The following is an 18,653-nucleotide window of genomic DNA, read 5'->3' as shown; positions in this document are numbered from 1 at the left end:
AAAATAACAATTTGTGGATAAATCCGTTACCGCTATAGCGTATTGCTTGGTTGGTTCGGCTCTGCTACATCCCCGGTGATTTTGATCCCCGACCGTCTGGCCGGGGTTTCTTCACGCCCCCGGGGTAGCTGCCGCACGCGAATTCGGGGCCCAAAATATCGGAAGGGTGGACGTGTCCGAACCAGCTTCGATTTCCACTGGCATCGCCGAGCGCTATGCCACCGCGGTCTTCGAGATCGCAAAAGAGAACAACGACCTTGCAGGTCTGGAATCCGGCATCAATGATCTGGCAGCCGCGCTGGACGACAGTGCAGAGCTGCGCGACCTGATCGCATCGCCGCTGGTTTCCCGCGCTGAACAGGAAGGCGCGATCACTGCGATCGCAGACAAGATGGGTCTGAACGCCATCCTGCGCAACACGCTGGGTCTGATGGCGCAGAAGCGTCGCCTGTTCGTCGTGCCGCAACTGCTGAAGGTTCTGCGCGACATGCTGGCTGATGAGCGTGGCGAAGTGACCGCGGATGTCGCCTCGGCCAAGGCGCTGACCAAGACGCAAATGGAAAAACTGTCCAAGACGCTGTCTGAGCGCGTGGGCAAGACCGTAACTATCAATGCGACCGTGGATGAAAGCCTCATCGGCGGTCTTGTCGTTAAAGTGGGCTCGAAAATGATCGACAGTTCGATCCGTTCGAAGCTGAACTCCCTACAGAATGCAATGAAAGAGGTCGGATAAATGGGAATCCAAGCTGCAGAGATTTCTGCAATCCTAAAGGACCAGATCAAGAATTTTGGTCAGGAAGCCGAAGTGGCCGAGATCGGTCGCGTGCTGAGCGTCGGTGACGGGATTGCCCGTGTATACGGTCTGGACAATGTGCAAGCCGGTGAGATGGTCGAATTCCCCGGCGGCATCATGGGCATGGCGCTGAACCTGGAAAGCGACAATGTCGGTGTCGTTATCTTCGGTTCCGACCGTGACATCAAAGAAGGTGACACCGTCAAGCGTACCAACTCGATCGTGGACGTTCCGATCGGTGACGAGCTGCTGGGCCGCGTTGTGGACGGTCTGGGCAACCCGCTGGACGGCAAAGGCCCGATCAACGCAACCAAGCGTGGCGTTGCAGACGTAAAAGCGCCCGGCATCATCCCGCGTAAATCGGTTCACGAGCCGATGGCAACCGGCCTGAAATCGGTTGACGCGATGATCCCGATCGGCCGTGGCCAGCGTGAGCTGATCATTGGTGACCGTCAGACCGGCAAAACCGCCGTTGCTCTGGACGCCATCCTGAACCAGAAAACCTACAACGACGCAGCAGGCGACGACGAGTCGAAGAAACTGTACTGCGTTTACGTAGCGATCGGTCAAAAGCGTTCGACCGTTGCGCAGCTGGTGAAGAAACTGGAAGAGTCCGGTGCGATTGAATACTCGATCGTTGTGGCCGCAACCGCTTCGGACCCGGCACCGATGCAGTTCCTGGCACCCTACGCCGCAACTGCGATGGCTGAATACTTCCGCGACAACGGCCGCCACGCGCTGATCATCTATGATGACCTGTCGAAACAGGCTGTGTCTTATCGTCAGATGTCGCTGCTGCTGCGTCGTCCGCCCGGACGTGAAGCCTATCCTGGCGACGTTTTCTACCTCCACTCCCGTCTGCTGGAACGTTCGGCGAAGCTGAACGAAGACTTCGGCGCGGGTTCGCTGACCGCTCTGCCGGTTATCGAAACTCAGGGTGGTGACGTTTCGGCGTTTATTCCAACCAACGTGATCTCGATCACCGACGGCCAGATCTTCCTGGAAACCGAACTGTTCTATCAGGGCATCCGTCCTGCCGTGAACACCGGTCTGTCGGTTTCGCGTGTGGGCTCTTCGGCCCAGACCAACTCGATGAAGTCGGTTGCGGGTCCGGTTAAACTGGAACTGGCTCAGTACCGCGAAATGGCGGCCTTTGCGCAGTTCGGTTCAGACCTCGACGCCGCAACCCAGCAGCTGCTGAACCGTGGTGCGCGTCTGACCGAGCTGATGAAACAACCGCAGTACTCGCCGCTGACCAACGCTGAAATCGTCTGCGTCATCTTCGCAGGTACCAATGGTTACCTCGACAAGATCGATGTGTCCGACGTTGGCCGTTACGAAGCTGGCCTGCTGGCGCACCTGCGTGGCAAGCACGCGGATCTGCTTCAGTGGATCACGGACGAAGACCCCAAGATCAAGGGTGACGCTTCCGACAAGATCAAGGCTGCGCTGGACGAATACGCCGCAACCTTCGCTTAAGGGAGAGGCGGGCATATGCCAAATCTTAAGGACCTTAAAAACAGGATCGAGTCGGTCAAATCGACCCGCAAGATCACCAAGGCCATGCAGATGGTCGCGGCGGCAAAACTGCGCCGCGCCCAGGAATCTGCCGAAGCGTCGCGCCCCTATGCCGAGCGGTTCAATGCCGTGATGGCAGGGCTGGCGGCTTCGGTCGGGGGCAGCGACAGCGCCCCCAAGCTGCTCCGTGGTACGGGCAGTGACGATGTCCATCTGCTGGTTGTCATGACAGCTGAACGCGGCCTCTGCGGCGGCTTCAACTCGAACATAGCCAAGCTGGCCCGCCAAAAGGCGGAAGAGCTGCGCCTGAAAGGCAAGACGGTCAAGGTTCTGACTGTCGGCAAGAAGGGCCGCGACGCGCTCAAGCGTGATTTTGGCGATCTGTTCGTTGGACATATCGACCTGAGCGAGGTCAAGCGCATTGGGTACAACAACGCGCAAGACATCGCCAAGGACGTCCTGTCTCGCTTTGACGCGGGTGAGTTCGACGTTGCCACGATCTTCTACTCGAAGTTCGTCAACGTCGTGACCCAGATCCCGACGGCGCAGCAGGTCATCCCCGCCTCGTTCGAGGGCGAAGCGGCGGGTGACGACAGCGGTGCCATCTTCGATTACGAGCCCAGCGAAGAAGCCATTCTGGCCGACCTGCTGCCCAAGGGGGTTGCGACTGCGATCTTCTCGGCTCTGCTCGAAAACGGAGCGTCTGAACAGGGTGCACGGATGTCCGCGATGGACAACGCGACACGCAACGCGGGTGAGATGATCGACAAGCTGACGATCCAGTTCAACCGCTCGCGTCAGGCCGTGATCACCAACGAGCTGATTGAAATTATTTCCGGCGCCGAAGCGCTGTAAGAAAACCGGAGACGAAACATGGCGAATGCAAAAGGCAAAGTCACACAGATCATCGGGGCCGTCGTCGACGTGCACTTCGAAGATCAGCTGCCTGAAATTCTGAACGCGCTGGAAACCACCAACAACGGCAAGCGCCTGGTGTTGGAAGTTGCTCAGCACCTGGGTGAAAACACTGTCCGCACCATCGCGATGGACGCGACCGAAGGTCTGGTCCGCGGCGAGGCCGTGACCGACACCGGCGCACCGATCTCGGTTCCGGTCGGCAACGCCACCCTGGGCCGCATCCTGAACGTGGTCGGCGAACCGATCGACGAAAAGGGCCCGGTCGAAGCCACCGAAACCCGCGCCATCCACCAGCCCGCGCCCGAGTTCGACGAACAGTCGACCGAGTCGGAAATTCTGGTGACCGGCATCAAGGTCGTTGACCTGCTGGCCCCCTACGCCAAAGGCGGTAAGATCGGCCTGTTCGGCGGTGCCGGCGTTGGTAAAACCGTTCTGATCATGGAACTGATCAACAACATCGCAAAAGTGCACTCGGGCTTCTCGGTGTTCGCGGGTGTTGGTGAACGGACCCGTGAAGGGAACGACCTGTACCACGAGATGATCGAATCGAACGTGATCAAGCCCGACAACCTGTCGGAAAGCCAAGTGGCCCTGGTGTACGGTCAGATGAACGAGCCTCCGGGTGCGCGTGCACGTGTCGCTCTGACCGGTCTGACCCTGGCGGAACAGTTCCGTGACCAGTCCGGTACCGACGTTCTGTTCTTCGTCGACAACATCTTCCGCTTTACGCAGGCGGGTTCCGAGGTGTCGGCTCTGCTGGGTCGTATTCCTTCGGCCGTGGGCTACCAGCCAACACTGGCTACCGACATGGGCGCTCTGCAGGAACGCATCACCTCGACCAAGTCGGGCTCGATCACGTCTGTTCAGGCGATCTACGTGCCCGCGGACGACCTGACCGACCCTGCGCCGGCAACCTCGTTTGCCCACCTTGACGCGACCACCGTTCTCAACCGTGCGATCTCGGAAAAGGGTATCTACCCGGCGGTTGACCCGCTCGACTCGACCTCGCGCCTGCTTGACCCGGCCATCGTTGGTGAAGAGCACTACAAGGTTGCGACGGACGTTCAGCAGATCCTCCAGCGCTACAAGTCGTTGCAGGACATCATCGCCATCCTCGGCATGGACGAACTGTCCGAAGAGGACAAACTGACCGTGGCCCGTGCCCGTAAGATCGAACGCTTCCTGTCGCAGCCGTTCGACGTGGCCGAAGTCTTCACCGGTTCGCCCGGCGTTCAGGTTCCTCTGGATGTGACCATCGCGTCGTTCAAGGCCGTTGTGGCCGGCGAATACGATCACCTGCCCGAAGCGGCCTTCCTGATGGTTGGTGGCATCGACGAAGTGATCGCCAAAGCGGAGAAGATGGCCGCAGAAGCCGCCTAAGGAGTATCCCTGATGGCAAACACGATGCAATTCGACCTCGTCAGCCCCGAGCGGAGCCTTGCTTCGCTTCAGGCGAGCGCGGTCCAGATTCCCGGCGCGGACGGGGACATGACGGCGATGCCCGATCATGCCCCCACCATCACCACGCTGCGCCCCGGTCTGCTCAAGGTCGAGGCACCCGAAGGGTCCAGCGAATACCTGGTCACCGGCGGGTTTGCCCAGATCAACGGCGACAGCCTGTCGGTTCTGGCCGAAAAGGCCATCCCGGTGGCGGAAGTAACCCGCGCGCATCTGGACGAGCTGATCGCCGAGGCACGCGCCTCGCACGAGGTGGCGAAGGAAAACGGCGAACAGACCATTGTCGACGATGCAGCCAAGCTGCTGGCCGACATGGAAGCGCTTGGAACGCATATGAGCCTGTAACGGGCCCACTAGTGAAAAATTTGAGCGGCCTCGCAATTGCGGGGCCGTTTTTTTGTCGTGCTTTTGCCGAAATGCCGGGGTAAGTTGCGGGAATTCAAGAATAATGATGATAAGATGAAAAAGTTTCTAACCCATCCCATTGGAATTGAGCAGGGTGAAAATGTCCTGTTCTCGGAGTTTGCCGAAGGCGGCGATATGTGGACCGGGCAGGGGCCGCGTGAACGCCGCGCAAACATTCGGTTCAAAGAAGCATTTCGGACCCCGCCTATGGTGCAGATCGGGATCTCGCTGTGGGATGTCGACACGTCCTCGGCGCTGCGCGCAGAGGTTCAGGCCGAACATATCACTGCCGAGGGTTTTGACGCAGTATTCCGGACCTGGTCCGACACTCGGATTGCTCGCATCCGGGCAAGCTGGACCGCGATAGGAGAGGTGGCACACCCGGACGACTGGAATATATCCTGATCCGGGTTCGCCATGTTTTCAGGCGTTTGAACGACTGATTGGGTTCAGTCGTCCTGCGCTTCGATCATGTCCACGCGTGTGGCGTGGCGGCCGCCTTCGAATTCGGCATTCAGAAACGCGTCAACGATGTCCAGCGCCAGACCCTCACCGACAACCCGCGCGCCAATCGACAGCATGTTGGCGTTGTTGTGCTGGCGGATCATGCGGGCCGAGAATGCGTCGGAACAAACGCCACAGCGAATGCCGGGCACTTTGTTCGCAGCCATCATGATACCCTGCCCAGTGCCGCAGAGGACGATACCCAAGCTGCAATCGCCCGAGGCAACGGCCTGCGCTGCGGCCTTGCCGTGCTTGGGGTAATGGGTGCTTTCCGGGGTTGTCGGGCCGATATCAACCACGTCCCAACCTTGCTGTGCGATGTGGTTGGCCACGGACTGGCGCAGCTCGATCGCCGCGTGATCGCTGGAAAGAACAATACGTTTGTTGGCAGTCATGGAGGTGATTCCACTTGTGTCGCCGATCGCGCCCCATGGTCAGATATCCGCGCAATCGGTATTTCAGATATCAGGGGGCGACATGTTTGGCCGCCCCTGTTGCTCAATCCATCTGATACATGGATTCGTAGATTGGGGTCAGCGTCTTGTCTTCGAACAGCGAAGACACACTGGTTCCGTTCCAGATGTTCAGGATCGCCTGGGTGAAGATCGGCGCAGTCGGAACGATGCGGATGTTCTTTGCCTTCAAAATCTCTTTGGTCGGCTGGATCGTGTCGGTCAACACCAGCGACTTCATAACCGAGTTCGTCACCCGCTCGACCGCGGGGCCGCTCATGACACCATGCGTGATGTACGAATGAACTTCCTTGGCGCCATTGTCCAACAGGACCTGCGCGGCCTTGCAAAGTGTTCCGGCGGTGTCACACATATCGTCGACGATCAGGCAGATCTTGTCCTTCACATCTCCGATAACGGTCATTTCAGCGACTTCGCCTGCTTTCTCGCGCCGCTTGTCAACGATCGACAAGGGGGCGTTGATGCGCTTGGCCAGTTCACGCGCGCGCGCCACGCCGCCCACGTCGGGTGAAACCACCATGATCTCATCCAGATTGTCCTTGAACTGGTTTTTGACATCCAGCGCAAAGATCGGCGAGGCGTACAGATTGTCGACGGGCATATCGAAAAACCCCTGAATCTGCGCGGCATGAAGATCCATCGTCAGAATCCGCTCGATCCCTGCGCCGGTCAGCATATTGGCCACCAGCTTGGCGCTGATGGGCGTGCGGGCCTTGGTGCGGCGATCCTGGCGGGCATAGCCGAAATAGGGGATCACGGCCGTGATCCGTTGCGCCGACGAGCGGCGCAGTGCGTCGGCGATGATCAGCAGCTCCATCAGGTTGTCGTTGGCCGGGTTCGAGGTCGGCTGGATAATGAACATATCCTCGCCGCGTACGTTCTCGAACACTTCGACGAAGATCTCGCCATCGTTGAACCGTTCGACGCGTGCATCGACCAATCCCTGGTCGACACCGCGATACAGGCTCATGCGACGGGCGATGGTTTTGGCAAGTGGAAGGTTGGCGTTCCCAGCGATAAGCTTGGGTTCGTGAAGTGTCGGCATCGGCTGAGGTCCCCGGGCAGCAATGGCAATGTGACAGATTCGTGATGTTGACACCGCTTAGCATGGCCTTACCGTCCCGCAAAGGTAACGCAGCGGAGAAAGTGAACATGACCCGGATTGACTACTTTTTTGCGACAATTTCGCCCTACAGCTATCTTGCGGGGAACCGGCTGGAAGAGATTGCGGCGAAACACGACGCAACGATTAACTACAAGCCGCTGGACATCATGGCCCTGTTCGCACGTACCGGGGGCACGCCGCCGAAAGACCGTCATGTATCGCGCATCGAATACCGCGCTCAAGAGTTGCTGCGCCAATCGAAGAATCTGGGGATGGAGTTCAACCTGCAACCGGCGCACTGGCCGACCAACATGGCGCCGTCTTCCTATGCGATCATCGCCGCGATCAAGGATGGTTCGGGCGACGTGGGCAAGTTGTGCCAGTTGATACTGCGCGCCTGCTGGGCCGAAGAAAAGGACGTCGCTCAGGATGATGTGATCCGGGACTGCCTGGCAAATGCCGGGTTTGACCCGGAACTGGCCAACAGCGGTCTGCTGGTCGGGGCCGAAACCTATGCCGCCAATCTGGAAGAAGCCGTGGATCGCGGCGTGTTCGGCGCGCCGTTCTACATCACGCCGGATGGTCAACGCTTCTGGGGGCAGGATCGCCTGGATGATCTGGATCGGCATCTGTCCGAGATCGATGGATGACAGCCCCGACGGCGATGCAATCCGGTTTCGTGAGACGATTGGGTGACGGAGGGCGCAATTTGCTTGCCCTTCATTGCACCATTGCACATTCCGGCGCGTGGTCCGGCCTGGCCAAGGCATTGGATGGCAGCGTGTGTCTTGTTGCACCGGACATGCTGTCTCATGGGCGCAGTCCGGATTGGGACGGTCAAAGCGATTTCTTTGACGCTGTGACAGGGCTGGCGGCGGTCGAATTGACCGAGCCCACGGATCTGGTCGGCCATTCCTTTGGGGCGATCGTTGCGCTCAGACTGGCCATCGAGCACCCGGACCGTATTCGAAGTTTGACCCTGATTGAGCCTGTGTTCTTTGCGGTGGCAAAACAGGACGCGCCCGGTTTCTACGATCAGCACCTGCGAGAGTCCCAGCCGATTGAAGCAGCGTTCCAAGCAGGCGACGAAGCGCTGGCCGCGCGGTTGTTCAACCGGATGTGGAGCTCTGGCATCAGCCCCAAATGGCCTGACCTGCCAGAGCGGACGCGCGCCAGCATGGTACGTGGGATTCATGTTGTTCCCGCGTCTTATCCCGTTCTGTACGATGACCGGGAAGGGTTGCTTGACCCCGACAGATGTAAGCGCGTATCGATGCCAACCCTGTTGCTGAGCGGATCAAAGACCCACCCGACGATCCCCGCAATCTGTAAAGGATTGCAGCGCCGTCTGCCGAACGCACGCCATGAAGTCGTTCAAGGTGCGGGGCATATGCTGCCCATTTCGCACCCCCTTGAAACCGCCGTGCTGCTTCAGGAGTTCTGGAAAGCTGGCCACGGGGCGGGTGTTACAACAGGCTGAGAAACTGATCGATCTCGGCTGTTCCGATCGACCAGTCGCAGACCAGTCTGCACGCAAGGCTTTCATCGTCATCGTCACCTTCCAGCTCGGCCCCCCAAAGGTGGTAGATTGCCCCGGCCTCATGCAGCTGTTTGTGCTTCGCGCGTGAAAAAGCGGCAAAGACCATATTGGCCTGCGGTTCGTGCAGGGACTCGGCCCCTTTTGCACGCAAGCCATCGGCCAGCCGGGCACAGTTTGCATTGGCCTGACGCGCCAGCTTCAGCCACAGATCATCATCAAGATAGGCCGCCATCTGAGCGGACAGGTAGCGATGCTTGGAAAACAGATGCGCCCCGCGTTTGCGCCGCAGCTCGAATTCCCAGGCCTTGCTCTCGTCAAAGAACACCACGGCCTCGACGCCCATCAGGCCGTTTTTGGTACCGCCGAAGCTGACTGCATCCACCCCGGCTTTCCATGTCATGTCAGCCGGAGAGCAATTCAGGGCCACCAGGGCATTGCTGAACCGGGCCCCATCCAGATGGACGGGCAAGCCATATTCCTTTGCGACCCCGCACAGCGCCTGCAACTCCTCCAGCGAATAGACCGATCCGCGCTCGGTGACCTGGGTGATCGACACCGGCCCGCGCTGCGGCCCGTGAACACCACGGGTTTCTTCGCCCAAGATGGACCCGCGCAGCGCGTCCGGCGCCATCTTGTCACCGCCGGGAACAAGGGTCAGCTTGGCCCCGGTGTAAAACTCGGGCGCGTTGCACTCGTCTTCGTGAATATGGGCAACCGGAGAGCAGAAGATCGTTTCCCAAGGGTTGGACAATGTGGCAAGAGCCAGAGAATTTGCCGCTGTCCCCGTCGCCACCAGATAGACGGCCGCCCCCGGAGCTTCAAAGATGCTGCGAATGCGGTCACGCACCTCGTTCATCATCGTGTCGGCGCCATAGGCCATCTGATAGCCCTGATTGGCCTCGGCCAGTTTGGCCATGACCTGCGGGTGAACCGGCCCGGAATTGTCAGATGCGAAATACATCAGCTAGGCTCCTCGATAATGTAGTCTTCCCACTCTTCCATGGGGGTTTCGAACTCGGACACCGTGCGCCCTCGGACCGACACGCCTGCGGCGTGCACGGTTTCCGGCGTACCAGACAACAATGGGTGCCAGTCGTAAAGCGGTTTGCCCTCCCACAGCAGCCGATAGGCGCAGGTTTGCGGCAACCAATAGGCGTGTTCGTCGATATTGTCGGGCGTCATGACGATGCATTCAGGGACGAATTGATGCCGGATGTCGTATTGCGTGCAGCGGCAGCTTTCATCGTCCAGCAGGCGGCAGGCGACGCAGGTCAGGGCAACTTCGCCCGAGTCTTCATCTTCCAGCTTGTTGAGGCAGCACTTGCCGCAGCCGTCACACAGGGCCTCCCACTCGCGCTGGTTCATCTTGCGCAGCGGTTTGCGTTCCCAGAACCGGGCGGGCAGGCCGGTGCGTTCAATCGGATCGGCGCTCATAGGGCGGCCAGAATGCCCCGGGCCTGTTCACAATCGGCATTCATCTGCGCGATCAGACCATCCAGCCCGTCAAATGTCATTTCAGGGCGCAGGAATTCGATCAGCCCCACCGACAAGGTCGCCCCGTACAGGTCGCCGGAAAAGTCGAACAGGAAGGTTTCGATATTTGGCACTTCGCCATGGAACATCGGGCGGACCCCAACCGAGGCCGCGCCGTTATAACTGCCCTGATGCGGGCCATCCAGCACGTCGACCAATACGGCGTAGACACCGAACTTGGGCGGGTGGAGCCCTTCGATGGACATGTTCGCGGTTGGGAAACCCAGCTCCCTCCCGCGCTGCTCGCCCCCGATCACCTCGCCTTCGATCCTGTGCCAATGGCCCAGCATCGCGGCGGCATCCTTTGGGCGACCCTCGCTCAACGCGGTTCGGATGGCGGTTGACGAGACCACGTTTTCCGACCGCTGCATCAAAGGGGCGATCGTCACGCCAAATCCCATCTCTTGCCCGAACCGAACCAGATCGTCAGCCGTCCCGCTGCGGCCCTTGCCAAAACAGAAATCGGCCCCGACCACGACATGGGACAGGCCCAGCCCGTCACAAATCACGTTGCGCGCGAATTCATCGGGGGAAAGCCCGGCCAGCGCCGCGTTGAACGGCAGTTCATACAGTTTCTTCACACCCAGTTTCTCAAGCCGATGCGCCCGCGCATTGCCGCGCATCAGGCGGAACGGAGGAGAGTCCGGCGCAAAGTATTCACGCGGATGCGGCTCGAAGGTCATGACCCCCAGTGGCGCATCCGGGGCCGCGTCGCGGGCCAGTTCGATCACCGACTGGTGCCCCACATGAACGCCATCAAAATTCCCGATCGCAACGCTGGCGCCGCGATCTTCTGGCTCGACAAACTGGAAATCCCGGATGATGTGCATAGGCGATTGCGTAGCGTTGCGTTGCGATTTGTTCAAGCGGCAGTTTGAATTCAAGGCACCGGTCCTGCCGAAACACACCAAAACCACTTGCCGGACATGATTGCACACGGGGCATCCCTGGAATGCTGTACAACATTCGGTCAACTGCTTGATCCAAAAAAAATACTGGGTGTAGACTGGGTTTCCGGCCCTCGGACCACGCTGGGCGGCGGACGATGGCCCGGCCAGGTTCAAATGAACCCAGCACAGGAGGCAGACCCATGTATCGATTGCGACTGTTCGCGATTCGCAACGCCCGTGCGTTCGAGTGGATTTACAAATGTGTCGAACGGGGCATGGTCGCGATGGATCCGGTCTTTGCAAAGATCGGCTACAACCGCGTTGAACGCCCCATTGCGCTGGTCGAAAAAGGCGTCAAAAGTCTTTTGTTTGATTGCAAGATGTGCGGACAATGCGTTTTGTCTTCGACGGGTATGTCTTGCCCGATGAACTGCCCCAAGCAACTGCGCAACGGCCCGTGCGGCGGTGTACGTCCCGGTGAGTTCTGCGAGGTGAAGCCCGATATGAAATGCGTCTGGGCTTTGGCCTGGGAAGGCGCCAGCCGCATGCAACACGGGGGCAACAAGATAAAAGAGGTTCTTCCGCCCGTGGAACACACGTTGAAGGGATCATCATCCTGGCTGCGGGTCAGCCGCGAGATCGCCGCACGGGAACGCGAGGCCCGGGACGCTGCCCGCGAAACGCTTGCGCAGGCGTTCCCGGAGGCGCGTGAAAACGAACCCTCTGCGGCACCTCTGGCTGCAGAACCCCCCAACGCGGTGAACCGGGAGCTGAAGAAATGAATGATGCCCATCGCAGCGAGGTCGAGCCGATCGGCTATGTGCCTGTTCCCGAAGGCTATGTCTCGCACAGTCGATTGGAAAGAGTTCTGCGTTCGGGTCGCTTTGCGGTGACTGCTGAACTTAACCCGCCAGACAGTGCTGACCCCGAGGATGTGTTTCAGGCGGCACAGCCGCTGGGCGAAGTGGCGGATGCGATCAATGCAACCGATGCGTCTGGTGCCAACTGCCACATGTCTTCGATAGGGATCTGTGCGTTGTTGACCCGCGCAGGGTATTCTCCGGTCTATCAGATTTCCTGCCGAGACCGGAACCGGATCGCCATTCAGGGGGATGTTCTGGGGGCTGCTGCGCTGGGCGTCAGCAACGTGCTGTGCCTGACGGGCGACGGTGTCGGGGTTGGGGATCAACCGGGCGCAAAACCTGTGTTTGACTTTGATTCCCTGACCTTGCTGCGGACGATCCGAACGATGCGCGATCAGGGAAAGTTTCTTTCCGGCCGCAAGATCACGCGCCCCCCTCAACTGTTTTTGGGTGCAGCGGAAAACCCCTGTATACCGCCCTATGACTGGCGCCCGGAACGTCTTGCAAAGAAGGTCGAGGCGGGGGCCGAGTTTATTCAGACCAACTATATCTACGACATTCCGCTCTTTGAAAGGTTCATGGACCGGGTTCGGGATGCCGGTCTGGACGAAAAAGTATTCATCATCGCGGGTGTCGGCCCAATCGCTTCGGCACGCGCGGCACGCTGGATGCGCAGCAATGTGCCCGGAATTCACATCCCGGATCATGTCATCGAGCGGATGGAAAAGGCCGAAAAGCCCGCGGAAGAGGGCAAGAAGATCTGTATCGAACTGATCCAGCAGATCCGGGACATCGCCGGTGTTTCCGGGGTTCACGTGATGGCCTACAGACGTGAACACGTGGTGTCGGAAATCATTCTGGAATCAGGTGCGCTGAAAGGGCGAAAAAGAACCCGTTCTTCCTGACGACCTTGTGTGCATTTGAGTGCCCAAACAATAAAGGCGCCGGTCCGGCGCCTTTTGCGAGACTGTGTTTGCCAGTCAGTCGAACTTGCGCGACGGGGCAAGCACCATCGCTTCGCCGATCAGGACCTTCTTGCCCTCGACCGAACAATGGCAGTCCAGCTTGACGCGGCGCTTGGCAAAATCGATGTCGATCACTTTCACCTCGGCATAGACCATGTCACCCGGACGCACAGGTGCCAGGAACTTCAGTGACTGACCCATGTAAACGGTGCCATGACCCGGCAGTTGTTCACCAATCACGGCCGAGATCAGACCCGCCGTCAGCATTCCGTGGGCAATACGGCCTTCGAAGATTGTATCGCGGGCATAGTCGTCGTCCAGATGCACCGGATTCCGGTCGGTCGAGACCTGCGCGAACATTTCGATATCTTCATCCGTCACCACTTTGCGCAGGTGGCGGGACATGCCCATTTCGATGTCTTCGATACAGATCGTTCCGCGCGGAAGATTGTCCAACATGTTGCCCTCACTCGAAATCGGCCGTGAAAGAAAAAACCATCATTTGGCCAAGGTTGGCAACTTTATTACTTCGCAGTTGCAGAAAATCAAGTCTTTTCTTATTACCTCAAGCGCCCGATCGTGTAGGTTGGATTGATCTTTTCCCTTTCAATATAAGCGGTTAGAGATTCGTGGTGCGGATGATGCGACGTTTTTGTTTCTGCCGCGGCCAATCCGCCCGAGATGAACAGAGAATCAATGCCCTCTCCCATGCCGCCCAGAATGTCCGTGTGGGGGCCGTCGCCGATCACCAGAATGTCGCTGTCGGGGATGTCGTGCCCCAGTTCCTGCAACCTGCGGCGGGCTAGATCATAGATCGGGGGATGCGGTTTGCCGAAATACAGGCTCTCGCCGCCCATTTCGGTGTACAGCCTGGCCAAAGCACCGGCGCACCATTCGCGCACCTCGCCGCGGTCCACGACAATATCAGGGTTCGCACAAAGCAGTTTCATCCCCATCTGCTTGGCGTACAGGAAATCCGGCCGGTTCACATCCGGGTCGGCCATCGGGTCGAACGGACCGCAGCAGACAATACCCTCGGCTTCCTTCAGCGGCACACGCTCGATATGGATGGGGTGATCCAACAGTTTCAGCGGTTCGAAAAAGCCCGCATCGCGCTGCCACTCGCCCATGAAGTAAACCTTGTGCCCCACAGCACCCCGGAACATCGCAGATCGCGCGGAATCCCCGCTGGTGGCGATGGTGTCATACGCGTCGGCAGGGACGTTGAATTGCACGAGCTGCTCTGCCACCCCGGCGCGAGGTTTGGGAGAGTTCGTGACCAAGACCACCAGTCCACCCTTGGCGCGATAGGCCTTCAGCGCTTCGACCGCCTCGGGGTAGGCCGTGATGCCGTTGTGAACACAGCCCCAAAGGTCGACGAACAATGCCTTGTAACGGTCCGAGATCTCGGAAAGCGAGGAAACGATCTGGGTCATGGGTGCCTCTGGGTCTGATATCGCGCTGGCGACAGCTATGGCAAAGCTTGGGCCCGAACACCATCCCGCATTCCCGTTTGCGCCAAGGAATGGGTGAATCTGCTACTCGTCTTCGGTAATTTTCGTGACATCCGGGGCCTGCTGAACGTTTTCCGTTCCCAGGATGATCTGGGCCCCGATACGCGGCTGATACCGGATAATGGCCAAGTATCCGGGTCCTAGTTCCTCCTCCAACACCCCGACCAGAGGGGTCTCACGCAGCTTGGGTGGCAGCAAACCGGCAATGGAAGAAACCTTGAACTGCGCTTCGGCCGGCAGATCGACGATCAGCCAAACCTCGGCCCGCTTGCGCTGAGCGTTGACGTCGATGCGGATGATTTCCACGGAAACCGGATCGGCCCATGCACGAATGGACTCGGCCAGTTGCGCCTCGGTCCGCGTTTCCAGATAACGGTTGTAGGTGGACTTCCCAAGCTGCAGGACGACGACGACCAGAAACGCGATCGCGACAAAGACGCTGGCGGTAAAGTTCAGTTTGCGCTTTCCCTTGCTGAAAACCACGGAGCGCGCGGCATAGACAAGATAAACCGCGCAGGCTGACAGAATGATCGCGCCAAGGTTCGTTGCGAAAAGCAGCCCTGCCTCATAGGCCTCGGCGGGTTCGTCAAAATATAAAAGAATGCCCGAGGCCGACAGCGGGGGAACAAGCGAAACACCGATGGCCGCGCCGGGTAGAAGGCTCAATTCGGACTTGTTGATCTGAACATAGGCCCCGGCCACACCGGCAGCGAGCGCGACGATCAGGTCTTCGGTGCCGGGATCGGTGCGCGCCAGGACCTGGTCGGGGATCAAAATGCCACGGGGAACATCTGCGACATAGACCAGAAACCATGCCATCATCACGCAGACAATGGCAGCCAGGCAAACCGTAAGCGCCAGCGTCACCGCGCGTTTCAACCATCCCATGACCATCGCGGCGGCCACCCCGAGGATCGGGGTCATCAGCGGCGCCACAAGCATGGCCGCGATCACGACAGCGCCTGAGTTGCGCAGCAAACCCATGGTGGCAATCACGACCGACAGCGTCAGCAACATTGCAAAACGTCGCCAATACGCCGCCTTGTCGGCACCTTCAAAAAGAAGGATGCTGCGGGTGGTGCTTAGTTTTCGTACGACCATTGCATTTACCTGACCTGGGATAGGCTTTTGACCCCCGGTCAGACTAACAACCGGCAACGCCTCCGCAAATGGCTGTCAGCAAAGAAAAAAGGCGCCCGAATTGGACGCCTTCATATTTGGGTCGCTTGAGGATCAGACCTTCAGGTTCGGAATGATCTGCTTTTTACGACTCATGATACCGGGCAGAACTACGGCGTCGCCGTCCACGGTTGCGCCAAAGCTTTTCTCGGCCACGGTTTTGACCAGATCATTGGGGACCAGCAGCGTGGCCTCTTCGTTCAGGATATCAACCACGAACAGCAGCACCTGCTCGACGCCGTCTTCCTTGGCAACGGCCACCATCGAGTCCGCCAGGCTGGCCTTGCGGTCCAGAACGACGCCGGGAGCGGTGGTTTCCAGAACCGAGACCCGGAATTTGGTGCCGTCGACCTCGTATTCTTTACTGTCCATGCGGATCAACTCGGCGTCCGAAAAGGACGAGACATCTGATTTCGCCGCGAACATGTCTGCGGCATATGCCGAAATGTCCAGCTCGAGCTCGGCCGCCAGACGTTCTGCAACCTCGCGGTCATGCGCCGTGGTGGTGGGTGAGCGGAATTCCAGAGTATCCGACAGAATGCAGGTAAGCGCGGCGCCCTTGATGGCGTCGGGCATCTTGGCCGCATCTTCGCCCATCAGATCAACCATGATGGTGGCGGTGCAGGCCAGGGGGCGCACTGTGATGTCGATCGGGCCTTTGGTTTCCAGGCCACCGACCAGCTTGTGATGGTCGATGATGGCGCGGATGTCCGCGTCGTTGATGTTGGCCGGCAGTTCGGCGGGGTTGTTGGTGTCGACGATAACCACCGGCGTTTCCGCGGGCAGGTCCTCAAGGATCCGCGGCTTGGGCAGGTCCCAGTTTTCCAGCATGAATGTTGCTTCGGTGTTGGGTTCACCCAGCAGTACGGGTTCGGTCTGCTCACCCTTGACCTCGTTCAGGTACCACGACCACAGGATCGGCGAGCCTGTGGAATCTGTGTCGGGGGATTTGTGGCCAAATACTAGCGTCGTCATGTCAGTGTCCTGCGGAATGGAAATTTGCGCGCCTTATAGGGCGGCTAAAGGCCGTTGTCACGCCGCTGAGCACTGTCTGCGACGCTTGGTCTGAAAACCGCTGGGCCCGTTCAGAACTCGGCGCGTGTCAGAACGTATCCGGCTTCTTCCAGCTGATTCAGCAGGCCGTAATCATCGCTCAGGTGCCCCGCGCCGACCGCAATCACAACCGTCTGATCCCTGATGTCCAGAATCTGCGCCATCCAGTTGGCATTTCGCTGCACCAGCAATTGCTGCTCGAAATCCTCCCATTCCGCATCGAAGGCTTCGGGGCTCAGGCCCGACTGCTCCAGCCCTTGTAAACGGGCAAGCTGTATGATCTCGGCGTGCTTTTCTTCCAGATACGCGTTGGCCATGGTGGCCAACTGGTCTGCATTGCCCAGCATCGCCCCGGACAGGCGCACAAGCGACTCGACCTGTTTCTCAAGCGGATAACTGTCGAACATGGCCATCAGGTCTTCGATTCGTTCCAGCGAGTGCTGCGGGATACCTTTTTCAACGGCCAGATCGTTCAGGCGGGCGTCCATTCCATAAGTTGAATTCGGGTCTTCGATCATGCAGGGCGGAATGCTCAGCATCATGGTCAGGAACCACGGACGCATCTTCGCAGCCATCCAGCCGGGGATGCCGCGCTGGGCCAGGGCTGCGGACAGCGCATCCCAGTCGTCTTCCTCCATCAGATCGATCAACGTAGGGCCCGAGGTAATCATTACCGCACTCAGGTCGTTGGCCATCGTCTTTTCGAAGGCGTCCATGTCGTGCTGAGTGACTTCGAAATAAAAGGCGTCCGCTTTGCTGAGTTCGGGCGACAGGCGGTCAATCACGTCTTCCATGCGCGGATCGTAACTGTGCAACGTGCCGATGATGTGCAAAACCGTGTCGCCCTTGCGTGCAATCCAGTGATTGCCTTCGGGATAAGCGATCTGGCCCACTGCACTTTGCAATTTTGTCCGGGTTTCCTCGGGCAGTTGTGGCCGCAGGTCCACCCCCTCGCACGCGGCCTGAGCCGAGATCGGAAACAGAAGGAACGCAAGAAACGTGAGCAAACGCATGGGGCCAGCCTGAATGGTGTCAAGAAGTTGAACCCAGACTTAGCCACGCCACCTGCCGATGTTCAAGCCGCCCGTCTGGTATTCCCTGGCAATCTGCGTAGCATGGCCACATGAACCGCGAGCAGGATCTCTATCCCCCGGTCAAGGCGCTGCTGGAGCGTCAGGGATACACCGTCAAGGGTGAAGTCGGCGCAGCCGACATCGTGGCAGTGCGCGATGGGGATGCGCCGGTGATCGTCGAACTGAAACTGCGGTTCACGCTGTCCCTGTTTCATCAGGCGATCACCCGGCTGAAACTCACCGATCTGGTCTATGTTGCCGTCTGCAAACCCACCGGCCGAACGGCCCGGCGGGCGCTGAAAGATAATCTGGCACTGTGTCGTAGGCTCGGCTTGGGCCTGATCACCGTGCGGGCTGATGGTACGGTCGAGGTTCAGTGCGATCCCGGCCCCTACGCGCCCCGAAAGAACAAAGCCAGGGCCGCACGGTTGCTGCGCGAATTCGACCGGCTGCAAGGCGACCCGAACGCTGGGGGCGCGACGCGCCATGGTATCGTGACGGCGTATCGGCAGGATGCGCTGAAATGTGCGGCCTATCTGGCCGAGAATGGCCCGTCAAAGGGGGCGGACGTCGCCAGATCGGTCGCGGTCCCGGTCGCCACCCGGCTTATGCGGGAAAACCACTACGGGTGGTTCGAGAAGGTTGAAAAGGGCATCTATGGGCTTACGTCAGAGGGCGCAGAAGGGTTGAAGCATTGGGCCTATAGCTGGGAACAGGCTGACTGATCCATTTTGCAAAAAAATCTCTCACAAATTGTTGACTCGGACTTTTAGACTCCCTAGCTATGCGTCGTTATCACTCACACACCCCGAGTGCTAACGCCTCGTCGAAAGGCGGGGGGAGGATAGATAAACTTTGAGCCCAAGGAG

At 59.1% G+C, this 18,653-nt stretch carries 21 protein-coding genes; 11 read left to right on the top strand and 10 right to left on the bottom strand.

Annotated features, from left to right (window positions below; all coding sequences use genetic code 11):
• Positions 1-172 precede the first annotated feature (172 nt).
• The 6 genes from ACR3E6_RS02140 (at position 173) to ACR3E6_RS02115 (ending at position 5,497) form a co-directional block, all read left to right on the top strand.
• Complete coding sequence (locus ACR3E6_RS02140; protein WP_171722736.1) at positions 173-733, top strand: F0F1 ATP synthase subunit delta; 561 nt, start codon at positions 173-175, stop codon at positions 731-733.
• Positions 734-2,272, top strand: a complete 1,539-nt coding sequence (gene atpA, locus ACR3E6_RS02135; protein WP_152459013.1) for a F0F1 ATP synthase subunit alpha — start codon at positions 734-736, stop codon at positions 2,270-2,272.
• 15 nt (positions 2,273-2,287) lie between these two features.
• Complete coding sequence (locus ACR3E6_RS02130) at positions 2,288-3,166, top strand: F0F1 ATP synthase subunit gamma (protein WP_171634503.1); 879 nt, start codon at positions 2,288-2,290, stop codon at positions 3,164-3,166.
• Between the two features lie 18 nt (positions 3,167-3,184).
• Complete coding sequence (gene atpD, locus ACR3E6_RS02125; RefSeq protein ID WP_152459011.1) at positions 3,185-4,609, top strand: F0F1 ATP synthase subunit beta; 1,425 nt, start codon at positions 3,185-3,187, stop codon at positions 4,607-4,609.
• Between the two features lie 12 nt (positions 4,610-4,621).
• Positions 4,622-5,032: a F0F1 ATP synthase subunit epsilon gene (locus tag ACR3E6_RS02120; protein ID WP_171168948.1), complete on the top strand. Its 411-nt coding sequence runs from the start codon at positions 4,622-4,624 to the stop codon at positions 5,030-5,032.
• A 114-nt stretch (positions 5,033-5,146) separates the two neighbouring features.
• On the top strand, positions 5,147-5,497 hold the full coding sequence (locus tag ACR3E6_RS02115; protein WP_171634501.1) for an H-type lectin domain-containing protein: 351 nt from the start codon (positions 5,147-5,149) through the stop codon (positions 5,495-5,497).
• Positions 5,498-5,541: 44 nt separating this feature from the next.
• Here ACR3E6_RS02115 and rpiB read toward each other — a convergent pair whose 3' ends face one another.
• Complete coding sequence (gene rpiB, locus ACR3E6_RS02110; protein WP_171634498.1) at positions 5,542-5,991, bottom strand: ribose 5-phosphate isomerase B; 450 nt, start codon at positions 5,989-5,991, stop codon at positions 5,542-5,544.
• A gap of 103 nt (positions 5,992-6,094) precedes the next feature.
• Positions 6,095-7,114, bottom strand: a complete 1,020-nt coding sequence (locus ACR3E6_RS02105) for a ribose-phosphate pyrophosphokinase (protein ID WP_117872500.1) — start codon at positions 7,112-7,114, stop codon at positions 6,095-6,097.
• A 107-nt stretch (positions 7,115-7,221) separates the two neighbouring features.
• On the opposite strand from ACR3E6_RS02105, the gene ACR3E6_RS02100 reads away from it, so the two are divergent.
• Both ACR3E6_RS02100 and ACR3E6_RS02095 read left to right on the top strand, forming a co-directional pair.
• The gene (locus ACR3E6_RS02100) at positions 7,222-7,824 is read left to right on the top strand and encodes a 2-hydroxychromene-2-carboxylate isomerase (RefSeq protein ID WP_171722737.1); all 603 of its coding nucleotides are present in this window, start codon (positions 7,222-7,224) and stop codon (positions 7,822-7,824) included.
• Positions 7,821-8,654, top strand: coding sequence for an alpha/beta fold hydrolase (locus ACR3E6_RS02095; RefSeq protein ID WP_171722738.1), 834 nt, complete (start codon positions 7,821-7,823; stop codon positions 8,652-8,654). The genes ACR3E6_RS02100 and ACR3E6_RS02095 overlap by 4 nt, the downstream gene beginning before the upstream one ends.
• Here ACR3E6_RS02095 and ACR3E6_RS02090 read toward each other — a convergent pair.
• Genes ACR3E6_RS02090 through ACR3E6_RS02080 form a run of 3 tightly spaced genes read right to left on the bottom strand, consistent with a single transcriptional unit; the run spans position 8,641 to position 11,077 of the window.
• Complete coding sequence (locus ACR3E6_RS02090) at positions 8,641-9,675, bottom strand: threonine aldolase family protein (protein WP_480485591.1); 1,035 nt, start codon at positions 9,673-9,675, stop codon at positions 8,641-8,643. The genes ACR3E6_RS02095 and ACR3E6_RS02090 overlap by 14 nt on opposite strands.
• Complete coding sequence (locus ACR3E6_RS02085) at positions 9,675-10,148, bottom strand: YcgN family cysteine cluster protein (protein ID WP_171206268.1); 474 nt, start codon at positions 10,146-10,148, stop codon at positions 9,675-9,677. The genes ACR3E6_RS02090 and ACR3E6_RS02085 overlap by 1 nt, the downstream gene beginning before the upstream one ends.
• On the bottom strand, positions 10,145-11,077 hold the full coding sequence (locus tag ACR3E6_RS02080; RefSeq protein WP_209832259.1) for a bifunctional riboflavin kinase/FAD synthetase: 933 nt from the start codon (positions 11,075-11,077) through the stop codon (positions 10,145-10,147). Before ACR3E6_RS02080 ends, ACR3E6_RS02085 begins: the two co-directional genes overlap by 4 nt.
• Before the next feature lie 260 nt (positions 11,078-11,337).
• On the opposite strand from ACR3E6_RS02080, the gene ACR3E6_RS02075 reads away from it, so the two are divergent.
• Together ACR3E6_RS02075 and ACR3E6_RS02070 are read left to right on the top strand one after the other, a co-directional pair.
• Positions 11,338-11,919 carry a methylenetetrahydrofolate reductase C-terminal domain-containing protein gene (locus ACR3E6_RS02075; protein ID WP_480485589.1) on the top strand — a complete coding sequence of 194 codons (582 nt, stop codon included), beginning with the start codon at positions 11,338-11,340 and terminating at the stop codon, positions 11,917-11,919.
• Positions 11,916-12,905, top strand: a complete 990-nt coding sequence (locus ACR3E6_RS02070; RefSeq protein ID WP_152459000.1) for a methylenetetrahydrofolate reductase — start codon at positions 11,916-11,918, stop codon at positions 12,903-12,905. The genes ACR3E6_RS02075 and ACR3E6_RS02070 overlap by 4 nt, the downstream gene beginning before the upstream one ends.
• 75 nt (positions 12,906-12,980) lie before the next feature.
• On the opposite strand, the gene ACR3E6_RS02065 is transcribed toward ACR3E6_RS02070, so the two are convergent.
• The 5 genes from ACR3E6_RS02065 to ACR3E6_RS02045 all read right to left on the bottom strand — a co-directional run bounded on the left by ACR3E6_RS02065 (position 12,981) and on the right by ACR3E6_RS02045 (position 17,724).
• Positions 12,981-13,424 (bottom strand): MaoC family dehydratase, encoded by a 444-nt coding sequence (locus ACR3E6_RS02065; protein WP_117872517.1) that lies wholly within the window; start codon positions 13,422-13,424, stop codon positions 12,981-12,983.
• A 101-nt stretch (positions 13,425-13,525) separates the two neighbouring features.
• Positions 13,526-14,401 carry a TIGR01459 family HAD-type hydrolase gene (locus ACR3E6_RS02060; RefSeq protein WP_171168937.1) on the bottom strand — a complete coding sequence of 292 codons (876 nt, stop codon included), beginning with the start codon at positions 14,399-14,401 and terminating at the stop codon, positions 13,526-13,528.
• Positions 14,402-14,503: 102 nt separating this feature from the next.
• Positions 14,504-15,580, bottom strand: coding sequence for a DUF389 domain-containing protein (locus ACR3E6_RS02055; RefSeq protein WP_171634479.1), 1,077 nt, complete (start codon positions 15,578-15,580; stop codon positions 14,504-14,506).
• Between the two features lie 132 nt (positions 15,581-15,712).
• A complete protein-coding gene (locus ACR3E6_RS02050; protein WP_171634476.1) occupies positions 15,713-16,633 on the bottom strand; it encodes a manganese-dependent inorganic pyrophosphatase in 921 nt (306 codons plus the stop codon).
• 110 nt (positions 16,634-16,743) lie between these two features.
• Positions 16,744-17,724, bottom strand: coding sequence for a TraB/GumN family protein (locus ACR3E6_RS02045; RefSeq protein WP_480485586.1), 981 nt, complete (start codon positions 17,722-17,724; stop codon positions 16,744-16,746).
• Positions 17,725-17,834: 110 nt separating this feature from the next.
• Here ACR3E6_RS02045 and ACR3E6_RS02040 point away from each other — a divergent pair, with 110 nt between their 5' ends.
• Positions 17,835-18,509, top strand: coding sequence for a DUF2161 domain-containing phosphodiesterase (locus ACR3E6_RS02040; protein ID WP_171118784.1), 675 nt, complete (start codon positions 17,835-17,837; stop codon positions 18,507-18,509).
• Positions 18,510-18,653: the final 144 nt, after the last annotated feature.

The sequence above is a fragment of the Ruegeria sp. AL3 genome (genome assembly GCF_056536065.1).
The sequence above is the reverse complement of the archived record's forward strand: the minus strand, read 5'-3'. Positions and strand labels throughout refer to the sequence as shown.